The 19,823-nt window shown below is 53.3% G+C and carries 13 protein-coding genes; 12 read left to right on the top strand and 1 reads right to left on the bottom strand.

Features of this window, described 5'->3' with window-relative positions:
* Nucleotides 1–6: 6 nt before the first annotated feature.
* Nucleotides 7–2,508, bottom strand: coding sequence for a penicillin-binding protein 1A (locus tag Q1L85_RS11495; protein ID WP_300433183.1), 2,502 nt, complete (start codon nucleotides 2,506–2,508; stop codon nucleotides 7–9).
* 236 nt (nucleotides 2,509–2,744) lie between these two features.
* Here Q1L85_RS11495 and Q1L85_RS11490 point away from each other — a divergent pair, with 236 nt between their 5' ends.
* The 12 genes from Q1L85_RS11490 (at nucleotide 2,745) to hemE (ending at nucleotide 19,754) form a co-directional block, all read left to right on the top strand.
* Nucleotides 2,745–3,806, top strand: a complete 1,062-nt coding sequence (locus tag Q1L85_RS11490) for a pilus assembly protein PilM (protein WP_300433202.1) — start codon at nucleotides 2,745–2,747, stop codon at nucleotides 3,804–3,806.
* Entirely contained in the window at nucleotides 3,806–4,363 is a 558-nt protein-coding gene (locus tag Q1L85_RS11485) for a PilN domain-containing protein (RefSeq protein ID WP_300427885.1), read from the top strand. The genes Q1L85_RS11490 and Q1L85_RS11485 overlap by 1 nt, the downstream gene beginning before the upstream one ends.
* A 1-nt stretch (nucleotide 4,364) precedes the next feature.
* Nucleotides 4,365–5,021 (top strand): type 4a pilus biogenesis protein PilO, encoded by a 657-nt coding sequence (locus Q1L85_RS11480; protein WP_300427884.1) that lies wholly within the window; start codon nucleotides 4,365–4,367, stop codon nucleotides 5,019–5,021.
* Entirely contained in the window at nucleotides 5,018–5,557 is a 540-nt protein-coding gene (locus tag Q1L85_RS11475; RefSeq protein WP_300427883.1) for a pilus assembly protein PilP, read from the top strand. Before Q1L85_RS11480 ends, Q1L85_RS11475 begins: the two co-directional genes overlap by 4 nt.
* A 2-nt stretch (nucleotides 5,558–5,559) precedes the next feature.
* Nucleotides 5,560–7,656, top strand: coding sequence for a type IV pilus secretin PilQ (gene pilQ / locus Q1L85_RS11470; protein ID WP_300427882.1), 2,097 nt, complete (start codon nucleotides 5,560–5,562; stop codon nucleotides 7,654–7,656).
* A 4-nt stretch (nucleotides 7,657–7,660) separates the two neighbouring features.
* Entirely contained in the window at nucleotides 7,661–8,170 is a 510-nt protein-coding gene (gene aroK, locus Q1L85_RS11465; RefSeq protein ID WP_300427881.1) for a shikimate kinase AroK, read from the top strand.
* Nucleotides 8,171–8,173: 3 nt separating this feature from the next.
* A complete protein-coding gene (gene aroB / locus Q1L85_RS11460) occupies nucleotides 8,174–9,268 on the top strand; it encodes a 3-dehydroquinate synthase (protein ID WP_300427880.1) in 1,095 nt (364 codons plus the stop codon).
* A 94-nt stretch (nucleotides 9,269–9,362) separates the two neighbouring features.
* A complete protein-coding gene (locus tag Q1L85_RS11455; protein ID WP_300427879.1) occupies nucleotides 9,363–10,769 on the top strand; it encodes an AAA family ATPase in 1,407 nt (468 codons plus the stop codon).
* Between the two features lie 178 nt (nucleotides 10,770–10,947).
* Complete coding sequence (gene gltB / locus Q1L85_RS11450; protein WP_300427878.1) at nucleotides 10,948–15,399, top strand: glutamate synthase large subunit; 4,452 nt, start codon at nucleotides 10,948–10,950, stop codon at nucleotides 15,397–15,399.
* A 30-nt stretch (nucleotides 15,400–15,429) separates the two neighbouring features.
* A complete protein-coding gene (locus Q1L85_RS11445; protein WP_300427877.1) occupies nucleotides 15,430–16,848 on the top strand; it encodes an FAD-dependent oxidoreductase in 1,419 nt (472 codons plus the stop codon).
* A 155-nt stretch (nucleotides 16,849–17,003) separates the two neighbouring features.
* Nucleotides 17,004–18,602 carry a hypothetical protein gene (locus Q1L85_RS11440; protein ID WP_300433178.1) on the top strand — a complete coding sequence of 533 codons (1,599 nt, stop codon included), beginning with the start codon at nucleotides 17,004–17,006 and terminating at the stop codon, nucleotides 18,600–18,602.
* Between the two features lie 87 nt (nucleotides 18,603–18,689).
* A complete protein-coding gene (gene hemE / locus Q1L85_RS11435; RefSeq protein ID WP_300427888.1) occupies nucleotides 18,690–19,754 on the top strand; it encodes a uroporphyrinogen decarboxylase in 1,065 nt (354 codons plus the stop codon).
* Nucleotides 19,755–19,823: the final 69 nt, after the last annotated feature.

Here is a 19,823-nt window from a genome sequence, read left to right as displayed (position 1 = left end):
TCTGCTTCAGAAGAGTTGTTCCGGGATGATTTCTGCTGCTGTGCCATCATCCCCGGTTGGTAATTCAGGACGGATACGGGCATATTCTTTTGGCACTTCGAATGAGCGGAAGTATTCGAAAATGGCATCGGTCTGCCCGGGGGCGGCCAGTAATCCTGTCTCTGGGTCGATCCTCACGGTGACGATTCCTTCCGGTTGTTCATAGCCCTGTTGCGGAACACCGCGCAGCGCCTGTTCCATGTATTCAATCCAGATAGGCAGGGCGGTCCCGCCACCGGATGCCCAGCGTCCCAGTGTCTGAGGTTGATCGAAACCTACCCAGACGGTCGTTACGAGCTCAGGATTAAAGCCTGAGAACCAGGCGTCTTTCTGGTCGTTGGTTGTTCCTGTCTTGCCTGCGAGGTCGTCACGGCCGATGCTCAAGGCTTTGCGGCCTGTGCCACGGCGGATGACGTCCTGCATCATGTTCACGGTCAGGAAGCGGTTTTCCTCGTTCAGTACGCGCTCGGCGTAGACGGGTTCGATCTTGTTATCGTCCTCTGCTGTATCGTCCTGCGCCTCTTCCTCTAATGCTGCTTCAGACGCTGCGACCAGTGTCGCCAGATTGTTCTCTGGTAGTAGTGCATCGGCCGTGTCTGCGGTTTCCGTCATACAGTCCGGGCAATCCATTGCGAGAGCAGGGTTGGCCTGATAAATCAGTTCGCCCTGATCTGTTTCTATCCGGGAAATTACGTAGGGAGTAATTAAGTAGCCACCGTTCGCGAAAACAGCATAACCCGTTGCCAGCTCCAGAGGGGTAACGGCAGATGCGCCAAGGGCCAGTGACAGATCTTTGTTCAGCTTGTTTGCCGGAAAACCGAAATTGCGGATGTGTCGGACCGCAGATCCGGGTCCCATCTGCTTGAGAATCCTGATAGATACCAGATTCTGCGAGCGATAGAGAGCCTGACGTAGTCGCGTCGGGCCATAAAACTTGCCGCTGTAGTTTTCAGGTCGCCATGTGCTCTCAAGGCTGGCATCGCGGAATACCACGGGCGCATCGTTAATTATGCTGGCGGTAGTGAAGCCATTTTCAAGTGCTGCGCTATAGATGAATGGCTTAAATGATGAGCCGGGTTGGCGCTCTGCCTGAAGGACGCGGTTGAATTGGTTGTTGGCGTCGGAAAACCCACCAACCAGCGCCTGGATAGCGCCATCGTGCGGGTTGATCGAAACCAGGGCGCCCTCGGCCTCCGGCGGTTCAGCCAGCAGGGTCTGGCCTTTCAGGTCCTGCAGCCAGATTTTGTCGCCGGTAGAAAGCACATCGGCCGGGGTTTCGGGGGCGGCGCCGATTGAGTTAACCGTCAGGTATGGGGCGGCCCAGCGCATGCCATCCATACTCAGCCAGGTGAAACCTTCCGCGGTGAAGCACCAGGCTCCCTCTTCCGTAACCGACGCCACGATGGCTGGACGAAGCATGCCGTAGCCGGCTTCGCGCAGCACGAAGTCTTCCCACAGCTCCAGTGTTTCCGGCCAGTTTATGTCGTCCGAAGCGTCCAGTTGCTCCAGCAGCGTGACATCTTCTGGTGGGATGCCGGGGCTGCTGATGACGGGTTTGATCTGGCCCGAAGGGCCTCGATAACCGTGGTCTCTGTCGTACTGCAGGAGTCCATTCTGGAGGGCCATATTCGCTGCCGACTGACGCTTGCTGGTAACGGTGGTGTAAACGTTAAACCCGGCGGTGTAGGCTTCCTGGCCGTACCTGCTGATCATCTCCTGGCGCACCATTTCTGCGACATAGGGTGCGCTGACTTCTGACGTGGCGCCATGGTAGCGGGCTGCAACAGGCTCGCGTATCGCGACTTCGAATTCTTCCTGAGAGATTTTGCCAAGGTTGTACATGCGTGCGAGCACGTGATTGCGTCGGGATATAGCTCTCTGAGGATTATTGATGGGGTTGGCTGCCGAGGGTGCCTGAGGTAATCCGGCAATCATCGCCAGCTGTGCCAAATCCAGCTCGTCGATGTTCTTTCCGTAATAGACCTGACTGGCGGCTTCAATGCCGTACGCCCGTTTACCCAGATATATCTTGTTGACGTAAAGCTCCAGGATTTCTTCCTTGCTGAGTACCTGCTCGATTTTCAGGGCGAGTAATATCTCTGTGAACTTACGTGTGAAGGTCTTCTCACTGGAGAGGTAATAGTTCTTGGCGACCTGCATGGTGATGGTGCTGCCACCCGACTTTTTGCGCCCGGTGGTGACCAGTTGTTTGACGGCTCGGGCCAATCCCATGAAATCAATGCCGGAGTGTTCGAAGAAGCCGTCGTCTTCCGCTGACAGCAGTGCGTCGATAAAGCGCGGCGGAATGTCCTCATAGTTGATCGGGCTGCGCCGCTTCTCGCCGAATTCTGTGATCAGCATCCCATCGGCGGTGAAAATCCGCAAAGGAGTCTGCAGATCTACTTCTTTAAGCGTTTCTGCATCAGGTAAAGTGGGAGCGAGATAAAGATATACGGCAGAAATCGCCATTCCTGTACCCGCTGTGATAGACAATATCAGCCAAAAAATAACCTTGAGGAATGGTGACGCCATATTCATATAAAAAAGATCGTTATATTAGTGAAAACCCAGCTATTATGCGGGGTGCAGCATTATAAGCGTTTTTTGTCCTTTTCGCAGGATTGTGCTTATAATGACTCCAACTATATAGGATCTGTGTGAGCTTGTGCCCGCAAGTTCGCGAAACAGAAGGGGATTTTCTCGTGCTGGCCAGCCTGTTTAAGAAGAAGAATAAGGCGCTTCTGGGAGTGGACATCAGTTCAACGTCCGTCAAAGTGCTTGAGCTTAGTCGCCAGGGGGAGCGCTACCAGGTCGAGGCATATGCAACCGAAGCACTGCCGCCGAATGCTGTTGTAGAGCAAAGTATCAATAATGAAGAAGCCGTTGGCGAAGCTATCCGGAAGGCAGTTTCCCGTTCGCGTTCGAATACTAAGCATGTCGCGCTGGCTGTTGCCGGCTCAGCGGTGATCACGAAAACCGTGCAGATGAGCTCAGGCCTGAAAGAGGATGAGCTTGATATGCAGATCCGTGCCGAAGCTGATCAATATATTCCATATCCGCTGGAAGAAGTTGCTCTCGATTGGGAAGTGACCGGTCCGAGCGAGAAGTCTCCGGACATGATTGACGTACTTCTTGCTGCGTGTCGCTCTGAAACGGTTGAGCGCCGCAAAGATTCTGTCGAGATTGCTGGTCTGGAAGTCAGCTGCGTTGACGTAGAAGCCTTCTGTACCGAACGTGCGTTCTCATTGCTGGAGGCACAGGTTCCCGGTGACGACGTCGAAACTGTGGCTGTTGTCGATATCGGTGCGACCATGACAACACTCAGTGTTATGCACAACGGTAAGTCTATCTATACCCGCGAGCAGCTGTTCGGTGGACGTCAGCTGACCGAAGATATTATGCGGCGCTATGGTCTGAGCGAAGAAGATGCTCAGCGAGCAAAGCTGGAAGGCGGTGTGCCGGATGACTATGAGGCGGAGGTGCTTGATCCATTCCGTCGTGCGGTTGTTCAACAGGTCAGTCGTTCCCTGCAGTTTTTCTATTCCTCAAGCCAGTTCAATGATGTGGATTACATTATTCTGGCTGGTGGTACCTCATCTATACCAGGCCTTCCGGAAATGGTTCAGCAGACCATAGGTACGCCCGCGGCAGTAGCGAACCCTTTTATCAGCATGACGCTGTCGCAGAAAGTGAACGCGAGCTTGCTGGCAAATGATGCGCCATCACTCATGATCGCTGCTGGCCTGGCAATGAGGAGTTTTGACTGATGGCAAATATTAACCTTCTCCCCTGGCGTGAAGAACTGCGGGAAACCCGTAATAAAGCGTTCTATGTTGTCCTGGGCGGTGTTGTTGCGCTCTCTCTTGTTGGTGTGTTTATGGCGGTGCAGTTCTACAGTGGTGCTGTTTCGGCCCAGGACACCCGTAATAACTACCTACGTAAAGAAACCAAAGTGCTGGATGCGCAGATTTCAGAAATTCTGGCCTTGCGCGAAACGCGTAACCAGCTGATTGAACGCATGGAACTGATTCAGAATCTGCAGGGGAATCGCCCCGTAATTGTCCGTGTTTTTGATGAGGTAGCCCGTGCTGTTCCCGATGAACTCTATTTTACCGAGGTCAATGTCAGCGGTAATAAAGTGCGTGTGAAAGGGGTGGCAGGATCGAATAATCGGGTGTCAGCACTGATGCGTAACTTCGATCGGTCGGACTGGTTTATGAATCCCTCGCTTCTTAAGGTCGAGGCTAAGGGGCAGGGTGTGAATGAGTTCGAGATTATCATGACCCGTATTGAACCTAAGAGTGAAGAAGAGGGGGAGAGCTGAAATGGCTGATAACAATTTCCTCGCAGACACTCTTGAGCAGATCCGCAGCTTTGATCCCAATGACATCGACTGGAATAACATGGGGTCCTGGCCGATTATCGGTAAGGCCGTTCTCTGTGTCTCAGTTGTGGCTGCTATTGGTACGATGGGCTACTTTCTTGCTGTGCTTGATGAGCGGGATCGACTGGCTTCGGCACAGAACCAGGAAGTGAAGCTGAAAAAAGACTTCGAATCCAAAGCGTTCCGGGTAGCGAATCTGGAAGAGTACAAGGCTCAGATGACCGAAATGGAGACGACGTTTGGTTCGCTCTTGAAACAGCTTCCGCGAGATACAGAAGTTCCCGGGTTGATTGATGATATCAGTGCTGCTGCTTTGAATTCAGGTCTCGAACTGAGGGCGATCGACCCTCGGGCAATCGTTGCGACTGAGTTTTATAATGAGCTGCCGATTGATATCGAAGTGGTAGGTGGATACCACGAGATGGGGGCGTTTGTTTCAGCAGTCGCGGCTCTGCCCCGTATCGTAACTCTGCACGATTTTTCTATTAAAAAAGACGGGAAGTCTGATCGCCTGTCTATGAAAATTCTTGCGAAAACCTATCAGTATGATGCCGATGCTAAACCGGCTGCACCTGGTGGCAAGGGAGCGAAGCGATGAGAGTTTTAACAGTCGGCACCCTGGTGGTCGCGTCACTTCTCACTGGGTGTATTCAGACAGCGGATACTTCTGACCTCAAACAGTTTGTTTCTAAGGTGTTGTCAACGCCGCGAGGACGTGTTGAACCAATTCCAGAGTTCAAGCCTTATGAATACTTCAGCTACAGCGCTTCAGCCCTGAGGTCCCCATTCGGGCAGCCTGTGGTCGAAGATTCAGAAGTTAAGCTGAATACAAACATGGGCACTGTGAGGCCTGATATGGATCGTGCTCGCGAGTATCTGGAGCAATTCGCGATTGGTGAGCTGGCGATGGTCGGGACGTTGCAGAAGCCCAGTGGAGACCTGTGGGCACTAATCCGCGATGGCAGTGGTGGCGTAGTTCGCGTAAGAGAAGGCGAATATATGGGCCAGAATCATGGTCGGATTGTCTCAATAGCTGACAATCGTATTAATTTAATTGAAATTGTTCCTAACGGTATGGGTGGCTGGATCGAGCGCCCGAGAACTTTGGCGCTTGATGGATTGGCAGGAGAATAAGTATGACATTCACTAAAGGAATCCGCCTGTTTAGCAGAGTGGCTGCCGGTGCGCTGGCGGTAATTGCTGCTAACGTCTCAGCAGTCACCCTGACTGATCTTAATTTCTCAACAGCTGCTGGCGATGTAACCGAGCTCGAGCTGGTGTTTGACGGTACTCCCCCAGAGGTCAGTGGCTATACGATTGAAAAGCCTGCGCGTATCGCGCTGGATATGCCGGGTGTAGAGAGTGCACTTCAGTCAAAGCGTCATGACATTGGCAATGGTAACGCCCGCAGTGCAACTGTGGTTGAGGCGAAAGATCGTGCACGTCTTGTTATCAACCTGAACCAATTGGTGAATTACACCACGTCAGTGGATGGTAATCGTCTTCTGGTGCGTGTAGGTGAGGCTGCCAGTGATAATCAGTTTGCCGGTAATTCACAGACATCAGCGACAGGCCAGCAGGTCAATGCGAATGGAATGAAAGTCGTCAACGTTGACTTCCGCCGTGGCAACCAGGGCGAAGGCCAGGTTCAGATCATGCTGAGTGATTCTCGCGCGTCAGCAAATATCCGCCGGGAAGGTAGTCGCATTATTGCTGACCTTAGTGGTGTTGCGCTGCCTGATGCTCTGAGTCGTCGCCTGGATGTGACCGATTTTGCTACACCAGTAAAATATGTAGATGCTCGTGGGTCGGAGGGTATGACCCGTATCGTGATCGAGCCTCAGAGTTCCGAATTCGAATATCTTGCCTATCAGACAGACAAGCTGCTATCGATCAACGTTTCTAAGCCTGCTGAAGATGAAGAAAGTGTGCAGCAGAAGCAGTTCCCTTTCACTGGCGAGAAGCTGTCTCTTAACTTCCAGAACATTGAAGTCCGCGCGGTTCTTCAGCTGATTGCAGATTTTACTGGTCTGAACCTGGTGGCTTCTGATTCAGTGAACGGCAACATTACTCTGCGCCTGCAGAACGTGCCCTGGGATCAGGCGCTTGATCTTGTGCTGAAGACCAAAGGCCTTGGGCAGCGTCAGATGGGCTCAGTTCTTCTGATTGCACCTGCTGCTGAAATTGCAGCTCGGGAAAAAGTTGAGCTTGAGGCAGTTCGTCAGGTTGAAGAGCTTGCACCTCTGGCGACTGAATATATGCAGCTGAAGTATGCGAAAGCTGCTGATCTCTCTAAACTGCTGACCTCCGAAGACGGCCTGCTTTCCGAGCGAGGCACTGCCGTTGTCGATGAGCGTACAAACACCCTTCTCATGAAAGACACCGCCGCCAATCTGGAAAAGGTCCGCGAGGCTCTGTCTATGCTTGATGTACCTGTGCGTCAGGTGCTGATCGAAGCGCGTATCGTGGTTGCCAATACCAGTGTTGGAGAAGAGCTGGGCGTACAGTGGGGTGGTGCAGGCTTTAAGGACAATGGAGATAACTGGACAACTTTTGGTGGTAGCAAGACGACCCTGACAGAATCGAATCAGATCCTGTTCGATCGTGCTACAAATGGTTCGTCTGATCAGACCATTGATCTGGAAGATTCGGATATTATTAATTTCGGAGTGACTGACACGAGTGCTTCAGCACTTGCAATCGGTTACCAGACCGCCGACTTCCTGCTCGATCTTGAGCTCTCAGCAATCGAAACGGAAGGTCGTGCAGAGATCGTATCTCAGCCTCGCGTGATCACTGCGGATGGCCAGACAGCGTCTATTGAGTCCGGTACTGAAATTCCATACCTTCAGGCCAGCTCCAGCGGTGCTGCAAACGTCGCATTTAAGTCTGCTGTTCTGCGCCTGGAAGTGACTCCTCAAATCACGCCAGATGATCGGATCATTATGGATCTGGTAGTGAATCAGGACTCCGTCGGTGAATTGACCTCTGCTGGGCCATCGATCAACACTAATGCCGTTGAAACTCAGGTGCTGGTCGAAAACGGAGAGACCATTGTGCTGGGTGGTATCTTCCGCTCAGAAGAAGTTATCTCGATTAAAAAGACACCGTTCTTTGGTGATCTTCCTCTGATCGGAGCTCTGTTCCGTTACACCAGTCAGGAAGAATCGAAGAGTGAGTTGCTGGTGTTCATTACACCAAGACTGGTTAAGGAAACGCTTTCCGCACGCTAACAGAATGACAAAATCTGTATTTCTTATCGGGCCGATGGGTGCTGGAAAAAGCACCATCGGCCGTCTTCTTTCTCAGGAACTCAGATTTGAGTTTCATGACTCCGACAAGGTGATCGAGCAGCGCTGCGGAGCGGACATACCCTGGATCTTCGAAAAGGAAGGTGAGCAGGGTTTTCGCGAGCGTGAAGAGCAGGTCATTGATGAACTTACCCAACTTTCAGGAATCGTACTGGCAACAGGTGGCGGTGCCGTGATGCGGGAGCAGAACCGGATGCATCTGGGCTCGCGAGGTACCGTTGTGTATCTGTGCACTTCAGTAGATCAACAGCTGGCCCGGACTGCCCGGGACAGAAACCGGCCTCTGCTCCAGACTGAAGACCCGGAAGCGGTGCTGCGGAACCTGTTCGCTACCCGTGATCCGCTGTACCGTTCAGTGGCTGACATCATTATCGAAACCGACCAGCGCAATCCGCGCTGGGTGGTGCAGGAACTCAAAAAACGTCTTAAGGGCTGATTCATGCAAACTCTCAAAGTTGATCTGGGCGAACGTAGTTATCCTATCTACATCGGGTCCGGTCTGTTGAGTGATCCCGATCTGTATCGTCCACATATCCATGGCCGGCAGGTTCTGATTGTTACCAACGATACCGTTGCGCCTATTTATCTGGATGATGTGAAGAAAGCCCTTGTGGGTTTTCAGGTCGATACTGTCATTCTTCCTGATGGTGAGAAATACAAGGATCTGGACACGCTTAACCGGATTTTCGATGCTTTGCTGAAGCAGCGTCATAATCGCACGACGACATTGATTGCCCTCGGGGGCGGTGTCATCGGTGATATGACTGGCTTTGCTGCTGCAGCCTATCAGCGGGGTGTCAATTTTATTCAGGTACCTACCACGCTCCTGTCCCAGGTGGATTCCTCTGTGGGTGGCAAAACCGCGGTCAACCACCCGCTTGGTAAGAATATGATTGGTGCATTTCATCAGCCTCAGGCGGTGATTGCTGATACTGATACTCTCGAAACTCTGCCTCTGCGCGAGATGGCTGCGGGAATGGCCGAGGTCATCAAATACGGGCTGATCTGTGATAAAGAGTTTTATGGCTGGCTACAGGAAAGTGTCGCGACCCTGATGTCGGGAGATGCGGACCTTCTGGCCGAAGCTATCCTCCGCTCGTGCGAAAATAAGGCTCGGGTCGTGGCTCAGGATGAACGGGAAGGTGGAATCCGTGCAATTCTGAATCTCGGGCATACCTTTGGTCATGCCATTGAGGCGCATCAGGGGTACGGTAACTGGCTGCATGGTGAGGCCGTAGGGGCTGGTATGATGATGGCCGCCGACCTGAGTCGTCGCCTTGGTGATATTTCAGATGCCGAGGTGCATCAGCTTGAGCTGCTGCTTCATGCTGCGCACCTGCCTGTCGGTGGTCCTCGTGGAATGACAAACGACGATTATCTGAACCTGATGGCCGTCGATAAGAAAGTTCTGGACGGCAATATTCGTCTTGTCCTTCTGAAACAAATTGGCGAAGCCTATGTCACATCCGATGTTCCGCTGCCTCTACTGGTTGAAACCCTTGAAAACAGCGGTAAAGTAAGTCATCACAACTGATAATCTTGAGGGCCCGGAAATGGATTTTGATCTGGATTTAGAGCAGGGAGCTGCTGTCACACGATCTTCTGCCGGGTCCACTGGAGACTTCTCTATGCCGCAGCTTCTCGCGTCGCAAACCCGCAACGTCGAACTTATGTCCCACCTGGCGTCGTACAGTGAGTTGCTGGTGGCTGTCACTGGCCCGCAGGGGGCTGGTAAAAGCGCATTAGCTAACGCCCTTGCAGCACAGCGTGAATTACCGGATGACACGGTATTTGTGACGGCAAGTATTATGCTGGGGATGCCTTCGGTCTTGTCGGCGATCGCCAATCACTGGGATATGCCTGCGATACATGAGGACAGTGCGCAGTCGCGGGAGATGATACGCAACGAAGCGCTGACCCGTGCTGAGGATGGCGGTGGTCTGCTCGTGATCATTGATCAGGCAGAGCAGCTGGATGCGGATACCCTGAATGGTATCGCTCACTTTGCGCTGCTGGCGCCACAGGCGATTTCATTTGCATTGTTTGGTGAGCAGGGCTTTGAAGCAGAATTCCGTAACTCACCTGCTCAGGCCCCTGTGCATGTACTGCAGCTCGAGCCATTGACGCTTGATGATGCGGTTCTTCTGGTTGGTCAGGTCTATGGCGAAGACGGCATCTGCCCATTGTCTGATCAGGAGGTCGCTAAGGCAATAGAGATTTCTGGCGGGTGGCCGGGTGCTTTGCTGCTGTCGGCAGAGAAACTGATTATGGCGCCGGGACGTGCGGCGAATACTCCGCGGAGGGCTTCCGGCTTTCCTCTTCGTAATATCCTTGGGATTGCGGGCATTGCCACTCTGCTGGCTATGTTTCTTCTGTATCAGATGAGCCAGGAAGACGAAGGAGAGCAGCAGCTTGCCGATATTGCAGCCGAAGCTGCGGTGGCGGAAGCGCTGGGGCAGAAGCCAGGCCCCGTAAAGGCCGGGCCGCAAGACTTCAATTACGCTGAACCTGCCTCTGAACCTGCGGCCAGTGCGCCCGAAACAACAGAGTTACCAGTGACTGAGGTCGCGACTGTCAGCGCTTCAGTAGTTGAGCAGGGACAGGCTCCTGCGAAACCTGAAGAGGATGCCGTACCGGCTGCTCCTGTCGCCAAGGCCCCTGTCACGGAAGCGAAGCCGGGTGCTGCTCCTGCGGCGCCAGCCGTTACCCCAGCGCCAAAAACAGTGTCACCTGTGTCCGTCTCCCGTGATGAGCAGGTCTTGTTGGCAGCGAAGGGCGGGTATATTGTTCAGCTTCTTGGTTCTCATAGCGAAGCTGGCGCAGCAGGTTTCCGTAAAGAGTGGTCGGACAAAGTTACCGGGACTCTTTATCAGTACCAGACTACTCACAATGGCAAAGACTGGTTTGTTGTTGTGTCTGGCGTGTATGGCAGCAAGGCAGAAGCCCGGGCTGCAGTGAATGCCCTGCCTCAAAAGCTACGTGCACAGTCCCCCTGGATACGTCCTGTCACTGACGCGCAGAAAGCGATCCGCTGAGGCCGGATGAATCTCCTCCCCGGTGCCAATGCATCGGGTGTTTTATTCTGTCCATTTGTGGCGGGCGCCGCAGATGTGTAGAATGGGCGTCCTTTTGTCTCGAGGCTGCTTAAAATTTGAGCACTTTGCCTGTTTAAGCCCTTGATATTTAAACGATTTTTTTGGTGAGAGCTGTTCTATGAGAACTGGTCTGTATACTCCAGGCGACTTCAAGGACAACTGTGGTTTTGGTCTGCTTGCCCATCTGGAAGGCGAGCCGAGCCACGAGTTGCTGACTACAGCAATTGAGTCCTTAACCTGTATGACACACCGTGGCGGTATTGCTGCGGACGGTAAAACCGGCGACGGCTGTGGTCTGCTGATTCAGAAACCAGATTCCTTCCTGCGCGCGGTTGCGCAGGAACAGGGCATTGAACTGCCAGAGCAGTATGCGGTAGGCATGCTGTTTATGGATCTGGATGATGCTGTCTATACAGAACAGAAAGCTGCCGTAGAAGCGGCTGTTGCAGGCCAGGGCCTGAACGTTCTGGGCTGGCGCACCGTGCCAACCAGCAATGACTGCCTCGGTCCTATGGCAATCGACTGTCTGCCACGCTTTGAGCAGATCTTCATTGCACCGTCTGAAACTCTGGACGATACCGACCTGTCGGTAAAACTGTTTTATGCCCGTCGCTTTGCTGAAAAAGCGCTGGAGCAGTACCCTGACTTCTATATTGCCAGCTTCTCTGACCGTGTACTGTCGTACAAAGGCCTGATGATGCCGGTCGATCTGCCGAACTTCTATCTGGATCTCGGCGACGAGCGTCTGGAAACCGCTATTTGTGTATTCCACCAGCGCTTCTCGACCAACACCATGCCACGCTGGCCTCTGGCTCAGCCGTTCCGCATGCTGGCGCACAACGGTGAGATCAACACCATTCGCGGTAACCGCAACTGGGCAAACGCCCGAGCGAGCAAGTTCGCCAGCGAATTGCTGCCAAACCTGGAAGACATCTCTCCAATCGTAAATACCACTGGCTCCGACTCTTCCTCCATGGATAACATGCTGGAACTGCTGGCGACTGGCGGTATGAACGTATTCCGTGCGATCCGTATGATGATTCCGCCTGCCTGGCAGAATGTTGAAACTATGGATCCTGATCTGCGTGCTTTCTACGAGTACAACTCCATGCACATGGAGCCGTGGGACGGTCCTGCCGGTCTGGTAATTACCGATGGCCGCTACGCGGTATGTGGTCTGGACCGTAACGGTCTGCGTCCATCCCGTTGGGTGATTACTAAGAACAACTTTATTACCGTTGCCTCCGAAGTGGGCGTATACGGTTACAAGCCAGAAGACGTCGTCGCAAAAGGCCGTGTTGGCCCAGGTGATATTCTGGCGATCGATACCAAAGAAGGTAAGCTGCTGCGTACCGACGATATCGACACCCTGATGAAAACTTCTCAGCCATACAAACAGTGGCTGAAAGAAAATGCGCTGCGTATCGAAAGCCGCCTGCACCTCGAGAAAGTCGATGGTCAGGAAGCGCTGTCGGGCGATGCATTGAACACTCATCAGAAACTGCACCTTGTAACGCGTGAAGAGCGCGACCAGGTTCTGCGTCCTATGGCCGAAGACGGTCAGGAAGCAACTGGTTCAATGGGTGACGATACTCCAATGGCGGTTCTGTCTCAGCGTGTTCGTCACGTGGCTGATTACTTCCGTCAGATGTTTGCTCAGGTCACCAACCCACCGATCGACCCACTGCGTGAGTCCATCGTGATGTCGCTGGAAACCTGTATCGGTGCAGAGAAAAACGTATTCGAAGAGACGCCAGACCACGCTAACCGCGTAATCCTGACGTCTCCAGTACTGTCGCCACTGAAATTTGTTGGTCTGAAAGACACCGGCCGTGATGAATTCCGTCACGTGACTCTGTCTATGGCTTACGACTCAGCGCTGTCTCTGAAAGACGCTATCGTTGCTCTCGCTGACAAAGCTGAAGCGGCGATCCGCAACGGTGACGTGATTCTGATTCTGAGCGACCGTGAAGTGGCTGAAGGTCAGTCTCTTATCCCAGCGCCAATGGCAACCGGTGCCGTTCACCATCGTCTGAGCCAGAAAGGCCTGCGTACTAACGGTAACATCGTGGTTGAAACCGGTTCTGCACGTGACCCGCATCACTTTGCTGTGCTGCTGGGCTTTGGTGCGACCGCTGTTTACCCATGGCTGGCTTACGACATCCTCACCGACCTGCACCGCAGCGGTGAAGTACTGGGCGACCCGCTGAAATCTCAGGCGAACTACCGCAAGGCGATCCGTAAGGGCCTGCTGAAAGTCATGTCTAAGATGGGTATCTCGACCATCACCTCATACCGTGGCTCACAGCTGTTTGAAGCCATTGGTCTGAGCAAAGAAATCGTTGATCTGTGTTTCTGCGGCGTGACCAGCCGTATCGAAGGCGCAAGCTTCACTGACTTTGAAGAAGACCTGATGGTCATCAACAACGTTGCCTGGAAGCCACGCAAGCAGATCGAACAGGGTGGCCTGCTGAAGTACGTTCATGGTGGCGAATACCACGCTTACAACCCAGACGTCGTGAAGAACATTCAGGAAGCGGTGCAGACCAACTCGCAGGCGGCCTATGACCGTTTTGCTGAGCTGGTGAACAAGCGCCCTGTGGCTACCATCCGTGACATGCTGACCTTCCGCAAAGATATCCAGTCGATTGATATCTCTGAAGTTGAGCCAGCAGAGAAGATCTTCCCTCGCTTTGATACCGCGGCCATGTCTCTGGGTGCTCTGTCACCAGAAGCGCATGAAGCTCTGGCAATGGCGATGAACGAACTGGGCGGTCGCTCTAACTCCGGTGAAGGCGGCGAAGATCCACTGCGTTACGGTACTACGCGTAACTCTAAAATTAAGCAGATTGCTTCCGGTCGTTTCGGTGTGACCCCGCATTACCTGTCCAGCGCTGAAGTGTTGCAGATTAAGGTAGCTCAGGGTGCGAAGCCGGGCGAAGGCGGCCAGCTGCCAGGTGGTAAAGTTAACCAGCTGATCGCGACCCTGCGTTACTCAGTACCAGGTGTGACTCTGATTTCGCCACCACCGCACCACGATATTTATTCGATCGAAGACCTTGCACAGCTGATCTACGATCTGAAGCAAGTGAATCCAACCGCACTGGTATCGGTGAAACTGGTATCTGAACCGGGTGTGGGCACGATCGCAGCGGGTGTGGCTAAGGCTTACGCTGACCTGATCACCATCTCTGGTTACGACGGTGGTACTGCAGCGTCTCCGCTGACGTCCATTAAGTACGCTGGTTCTCCTTGGGAGCTGGGCCTGTCCGAAGCGCATCAGGCGCTGCGCGGCAACGACCTGCGTGGCAACGTACGTGTTCAGACCGACGGTGGTCTGAAGTCTGGTCTCGACGTTGTGAAGGCGGCGATTCTGGGTGCGGAATCCTTCGGTTTCGGTACGCTGCCAATGGTGGCGGTAGGTTGTAAATACCTGCGTATCTGTCACCTGAACAACTGTGCGACCGGTGTTGCGACGCAGAACGATGATCTGCGTGAGAAGCACTACATCGGTACCAAAGAGATGGTCGTGAACTACTTCCGCTTCGTGGCTGAAGAGGTTCGTGGCTGGATGGCGAAAGTCGGTGTTCGCACGATGGAAGAGCTGGTGGGCCGTACGGATCTGCTGGAAGTTCTTGAAGGCAAGACCGAGAAGCAGCGTCATCTGGATCTGTCACCCCTGTTCGGGAGTGATCTGATTCCAGCTGATAAGCCGCACACGGTGAAAGTTGAGCGCAACAAGCCGTATGATGAAGGCTTGCTGGCTGAGCGTATGGTTGAAGAAACTCTGTCTGCGATTGAAAACAAAGCAGGCGGCGAATTCAGCTTCCACATCACCAACTGTGACCGTTCTGTCGGTGCTCGCCTGTCCGGTGAGATCGCCAAACGCCACGGTAACCAGGGCATGGCTGACGCGCCGATCCGTCTGAACCTGACCGGTATTGCCGGCCAGTCGTTCGGTGTCTGGAACGCTGGCGGCCTGGAAATGGTGCTGGAAGGTGATGCTAACGATTACGTAGGTAAGGGCATGACCGGCGGTAAGCTGGTGATCTTCCCACCTAAAGGCTCAGGCTTCGCGACGAACGAAACCTCGATTGTAGGTAACACCTGTCTGTACGGTGCGACCGGCGGTAAGCTGCTGGCGGCTGGCCGTGCAGGTGAGCGTTTCGGTGTTCGTAACTCCGGCGTTCACGCCGTGGTTGAAGGTGCTGGTGACCACTGCTGTGAATACATGACCGGCGGTATGATCTGCGTACTGGGCGAAACTGGCTATAACTTCGGCGCGGGTATGACAGGCGGCTTCGCTTACGTGCTCGACCGTGACAACACCTTTGTTGATAAGTACAACCACGAGCTGGTGGATATTCACCGCATCAGCAACGAAGAGACCGAGGCGCACCGCAACCACCTGCGCAGCGTGATCCGTGAATTCGTGGAAGAGACCGGCAGTGCCTGGGGTCAGCAGATCCTGGAAGACTTCGACGGTTTCATCGGCAAGTTCTGGCTGGTGAAGCCAAAGGCTGCTGACTTACAACAACTGCTGAACAGCACCCGTGCTCGTCCTGAGTAATCGGTCCAGGACGAGAGAGAGAGGTTCGCTATGACACAACGTCTGAATAATAACTTCCAGTTTGTGGATGTGGGTCGTCAAGACCCATCCAAGAAAGCGATCGACGTCCGTAAGGCGCAGTTCGTTGAAATTTACGAGCCCTTCCAGCAGGAAGAGGTGACCGACCAGGCACACCGTTGTCTGGCCTGCGGTAACCCATACTGTGAGTGGAAATGCCCGGTACATAACTACATCCCTAACTGGCTGAAGCTGGCCAGTGAAGGCAACATCATGGAAGCCGTTGAGCTGAGCCATGCAACCAACACGCTGCCAGAAGTGTGTGGCCGTGTGTGCCCACAGGATCGTCTGTGTGAAGGTTCATGTACCCTGAATGATGGCTTCGGTGCTGTGACCATTGGTAATGTTGAGAAATACATCACCGATACCGCCTTTGCCATGGGCTGGCGTCCGGATATGTCGAATGTTAAGCCAACCGGTAAGCGCGTAGCGATTATCGGTGCAGGCCCTGCGGGTCTGGGGGCTGCTGACATTCTGGTGCGCAACGGTGTTACTCCGGTTGTCTTCGACAAATATCCGGAAATTGGTGGTCTGCTGACCTTCGGTATTCCTGAGTTCAAGCTCGAGAAGAGTGTAATGTCTAACCGTCGTGAAGTGTTCGAAGGCATGGGTGTTGAATTCCGCCTGAACACCGAAGTCGGTAAAGATGTTGACTTCCAGAGCATCATCGACGAGTTCGATGCCGTGTTCCTGGGCATGGGTACCTACAACTACATGAAGGGTGGTTTCCCGGGTGAAGATCTGCCGGGCGTTCATGACGCACTGGATTTCCTGATCTCTAACGTGAACCGTAACCTCGGCTTCGAAAAAGACGCTGCAGACTTCGTCAGCATGAAAGGTAAGAAAGTGGTTGTTCTGGGTGGTGGTGACACCGCGATGGACTGCAACCGTACTTCTATCCGTCAGGGTGCAGACACAGTGACCTGTGCGTACCGTCGTGACGAAGAAAACATGCCGGGCTCTAAGCGTGAAGTAGTTAACGCGCGCGAAGAAGGCGTGAACTTCCTGTTTAACCGTCAGCCGGTTGCCATCGTTGGTGAAGACAAGGTTGAAGGCGTTAAGGTTGTGACTACCAAGATGGGTGAGCCAGACGAGAACGGTCGTCGTCGTCCTGAAGTGGTAGAAGGTTCTGAAGAGATCCTGCCAGCAGACGCGGTACTGGTTGCCTTTGGTTTCCGTCCAAGCCCTGCGCCATGGTTTAAAGATTTCGGTATCGAACTGAACAGCTGGGACGGTGTGGTTGCACCGGAAGAGCAGGAGTTTAAACACCAGACGTCTAACCCGAAAGTATTCGCCGGTGGCGATATGGTTCGTGGTTCTGATCTGGTAGTGACCGCGATCTATGAAGGTCGTCAGGCCGCTGAGGGCATCCTCGATTATCTCGACGTCTGAGACGGGATAAGTGACATTGCAGTCGGAAGTGTCCGTCTGCGCCAGAAAACGCGACTCCGGTCGCGTTTTCTTTTTTTACGGTGGTCGGATAATGACCGGGAGTGCTATTCTCTGCCGCTGTTGATTAGATTACTGATATCAGACGGAGCTGCCTTATGTCCAAACCTAACCTCCTTTGGATCGCCCTGATTTCCGCGACGCTTGCTGCCTGCGGTGGAGGAGGGGACCCTGTCGTTGCCTCGTCGGACACTGAGGAAGACACTACGGATTCCACTGATACCGATGACACGGCGACTACGACGGCCGGTTCCAGCTATTTCCCTCTGCAGTTTCTGATGTCAGGGTCTGAATACACAGATTTTGATGGGTATTTCTCTTCCGTGGTTACGTATCCACTGATCGGTGGATATGTGATTGCTCCTGTCGATGGCGCTACGTTATCACCTCTGGAAACGCCTAAAATCAGTGACTACACGCTGACGGTAAACGGAGAGGCTGTCGACCCTGATGAGAATGGAGTCATGATGCAGAAGATTATTGGTCTTCCTGTGTCTCTGAAGACGGCGCTGCTGGTTGATACGTCTGGCAGTATTACCTCTCAGGGGATTGATAAGAGTTCGTACATTAATGCAGTAAAGACCTATATCTCCAGTGCTCAGAGCAGCTCTGACCCTGTGATACGTGATCAGGAATTTACCCTTTGGGCTTATGCTAACGCGGGTGATGGTGTTGAACCTCTGGTGGGCACATTCACCTCGGATGCGTCGACTCTGAATACCGCGTTGGATGGTTTGCTGGCGGCTAATGCCTGGGATGATCGGGGCAATTTCACCGCAACTTACGAAGCTATTGTTAAAGCAGTGGGTACCTACAACGGTAGTGGCAGCGGCAATGCATCAGTCGCTGTCGATCTGTCAAGCGATGCATACGATGATCTGGATGATGACTACACGTACAATGCTGGTTTTACGCAGATGACCGGTCTTAATGTGAGTAGTCTGGTGCTGTTTACCGCAGGCCCTAATACGAGTCAGCAGACTTTCTGGAAAGAAGATGCACTCGCCGCCCTACAGTGGCAGTCGTTGCTGACGTATGTTGAGCAGGCTGATTCAGAGAACACTGATACTCAGGTTGAGGATGATGGTGCGGCTGGCAGTTCTGAGATGGCATTGGTACCTAAGCCTCTGATTTACGTATCTCTTGGTACCGGAGGCGCGGATGAAAACATCAGCGATCTGGCCGCTACTGTCATTGATACGAATTCAACCAATACATTCAATGTGGCTTCGCAGGTGATTGCGGCGCAGCAGAATGCCGTCAGCGTCCGGGTTCGCGCTGGCAATCAGTACCTTGTTCGCTTCGCAATGTCAGAGCGGGATGGCAAGCATGAAGTTGTTTTCAGTAGTGATTCAGGCGGCTATGACTATGCGCTGACAGCTAACTGGGATCTTAGCGATGGCTCTTTTCTGCTGGTTCCGCAGGTCAGTGCAACCGCTGAAATCACCGGACCTTCGAACGCTTACCTGCCAGAAGGGGATATCAGTCTGTCGAACCTGACGCGTCTTTATCCTGCTACACGGTGGTCTGCAGAGACCTTTACTGCGAGTGATTACAGCTGGACAGTAAACGGGGTGACTCAGACCAAAAACAGCGATGGCTCTATCGATATTGATTCAGGTGATATTGGTCATGATGTTATCCTGACCAACGATACTCTGGGGGTTAGCTCTGTAACCTTCACTGTGGCCGAGTGATCTGACCACTGTTTTCGCAAACCCGGCTAATGGCCGGGTTTTTTGTTATTATGCGTCCCATTAATTTTCTGAGTGTCCGGAATTCTTATGTCTGAGCTTAAAAACGACCGTTTTCTCCGTGCCCTGTTGCGACAGCCCGTAGACCGCACGCCTATCTGGATGATGCGCCAGGCCGGCCGTTACCTGCCAGAATACAAAGCAACCCGCGCTCAGGCCGGTGACTTTATGTCGCTGTGTAAAAACCACGAGCTGGCGTGTGAAGTAACGATACAGCCTCTGGAACGTTACCCTCTGGATGCGGCGATTCTGTTCTCGGACATCCTGACGATTCCGGATGCCATGGGCCTGGGTTTGTACTTTGAGACGGGCGAAGGCCCGCGTTTCAAAAAGGTGCTGCGTACTGAGAAAGACGTTGCAGATCTGCCAGTTGCTAACACTGAAGCCGATCTCGATTACGTTCTGAAAGCGGTGTCTACCATCCGTCGTGAGCTGAATGGTCGGGTGCCTCTGATTGGTTTTTCTGGCAGTCCGTGGACGCTGGCGACTTATATGGTTGAAGGCGGCTCATCAAAAGACTTCCGTCACGTGAAAGCCATGATGTACGACACGCCAGAAATCATGCACGAGCTGCTGAACAAGCTGGCACTTTCTGTGATTGATTATCTGAACGCTCAGATTAAAGCCGGCGCGCAGGCAGTACAGATCTTTGATACCTGGGGCGGTACGTTAAGCGACGTCTGCTATCGTGAATTCTCTCTGGCGTACATGAAGAAGATTGTTGATGGTCTGATTCGTGAGCATGATGGCCAGAAAATCCCGGTGATTCTGTTCACCAAAGGTGGTGGCCAGTGGCTGGAAGCGATGGCTGCAACCGGTGCTGACGCGTTGGGTCTCGACTGGACAACCGACATCGGCAGTGCTCGTGCCCGTGTGGGTGGAACGGTTGCACTGCAGGGGAATATGGATCCATCGGTCCTTTATGCGTCGCCTCAGACTATCCGGAAAGAGGTCAAACGCATTTTGGATAGCTTTGGCAAGGGAAGCGGCCATGTATTTAACCTTGGTCATGGAATTCACCAGTTTGTCGACCCGGAGCATGCAAAAGCCTTCGTTGAAGCGGTCACTGAGCTGAGCCCTGAGTACCACCTTTGAGGTATTATCCGTAGCCCTGTTTTTACAGGGCTTTTTTAGGCATACAGGAATGGCCTGACCGGATTGTCT

This window comes from uncultured Thalassolituus sp., from assembly GCF_950066645.1.
Classification (GTDB): domain Bacteria; phylum Pseudomonadota; class Gammaproteobacteria; order Pseudomonadales; family Oceanobacteraceae; genus Thalassolituus.
This window is presented reverse-complemented; position numbering and strand designations above follow the sequence as displayed.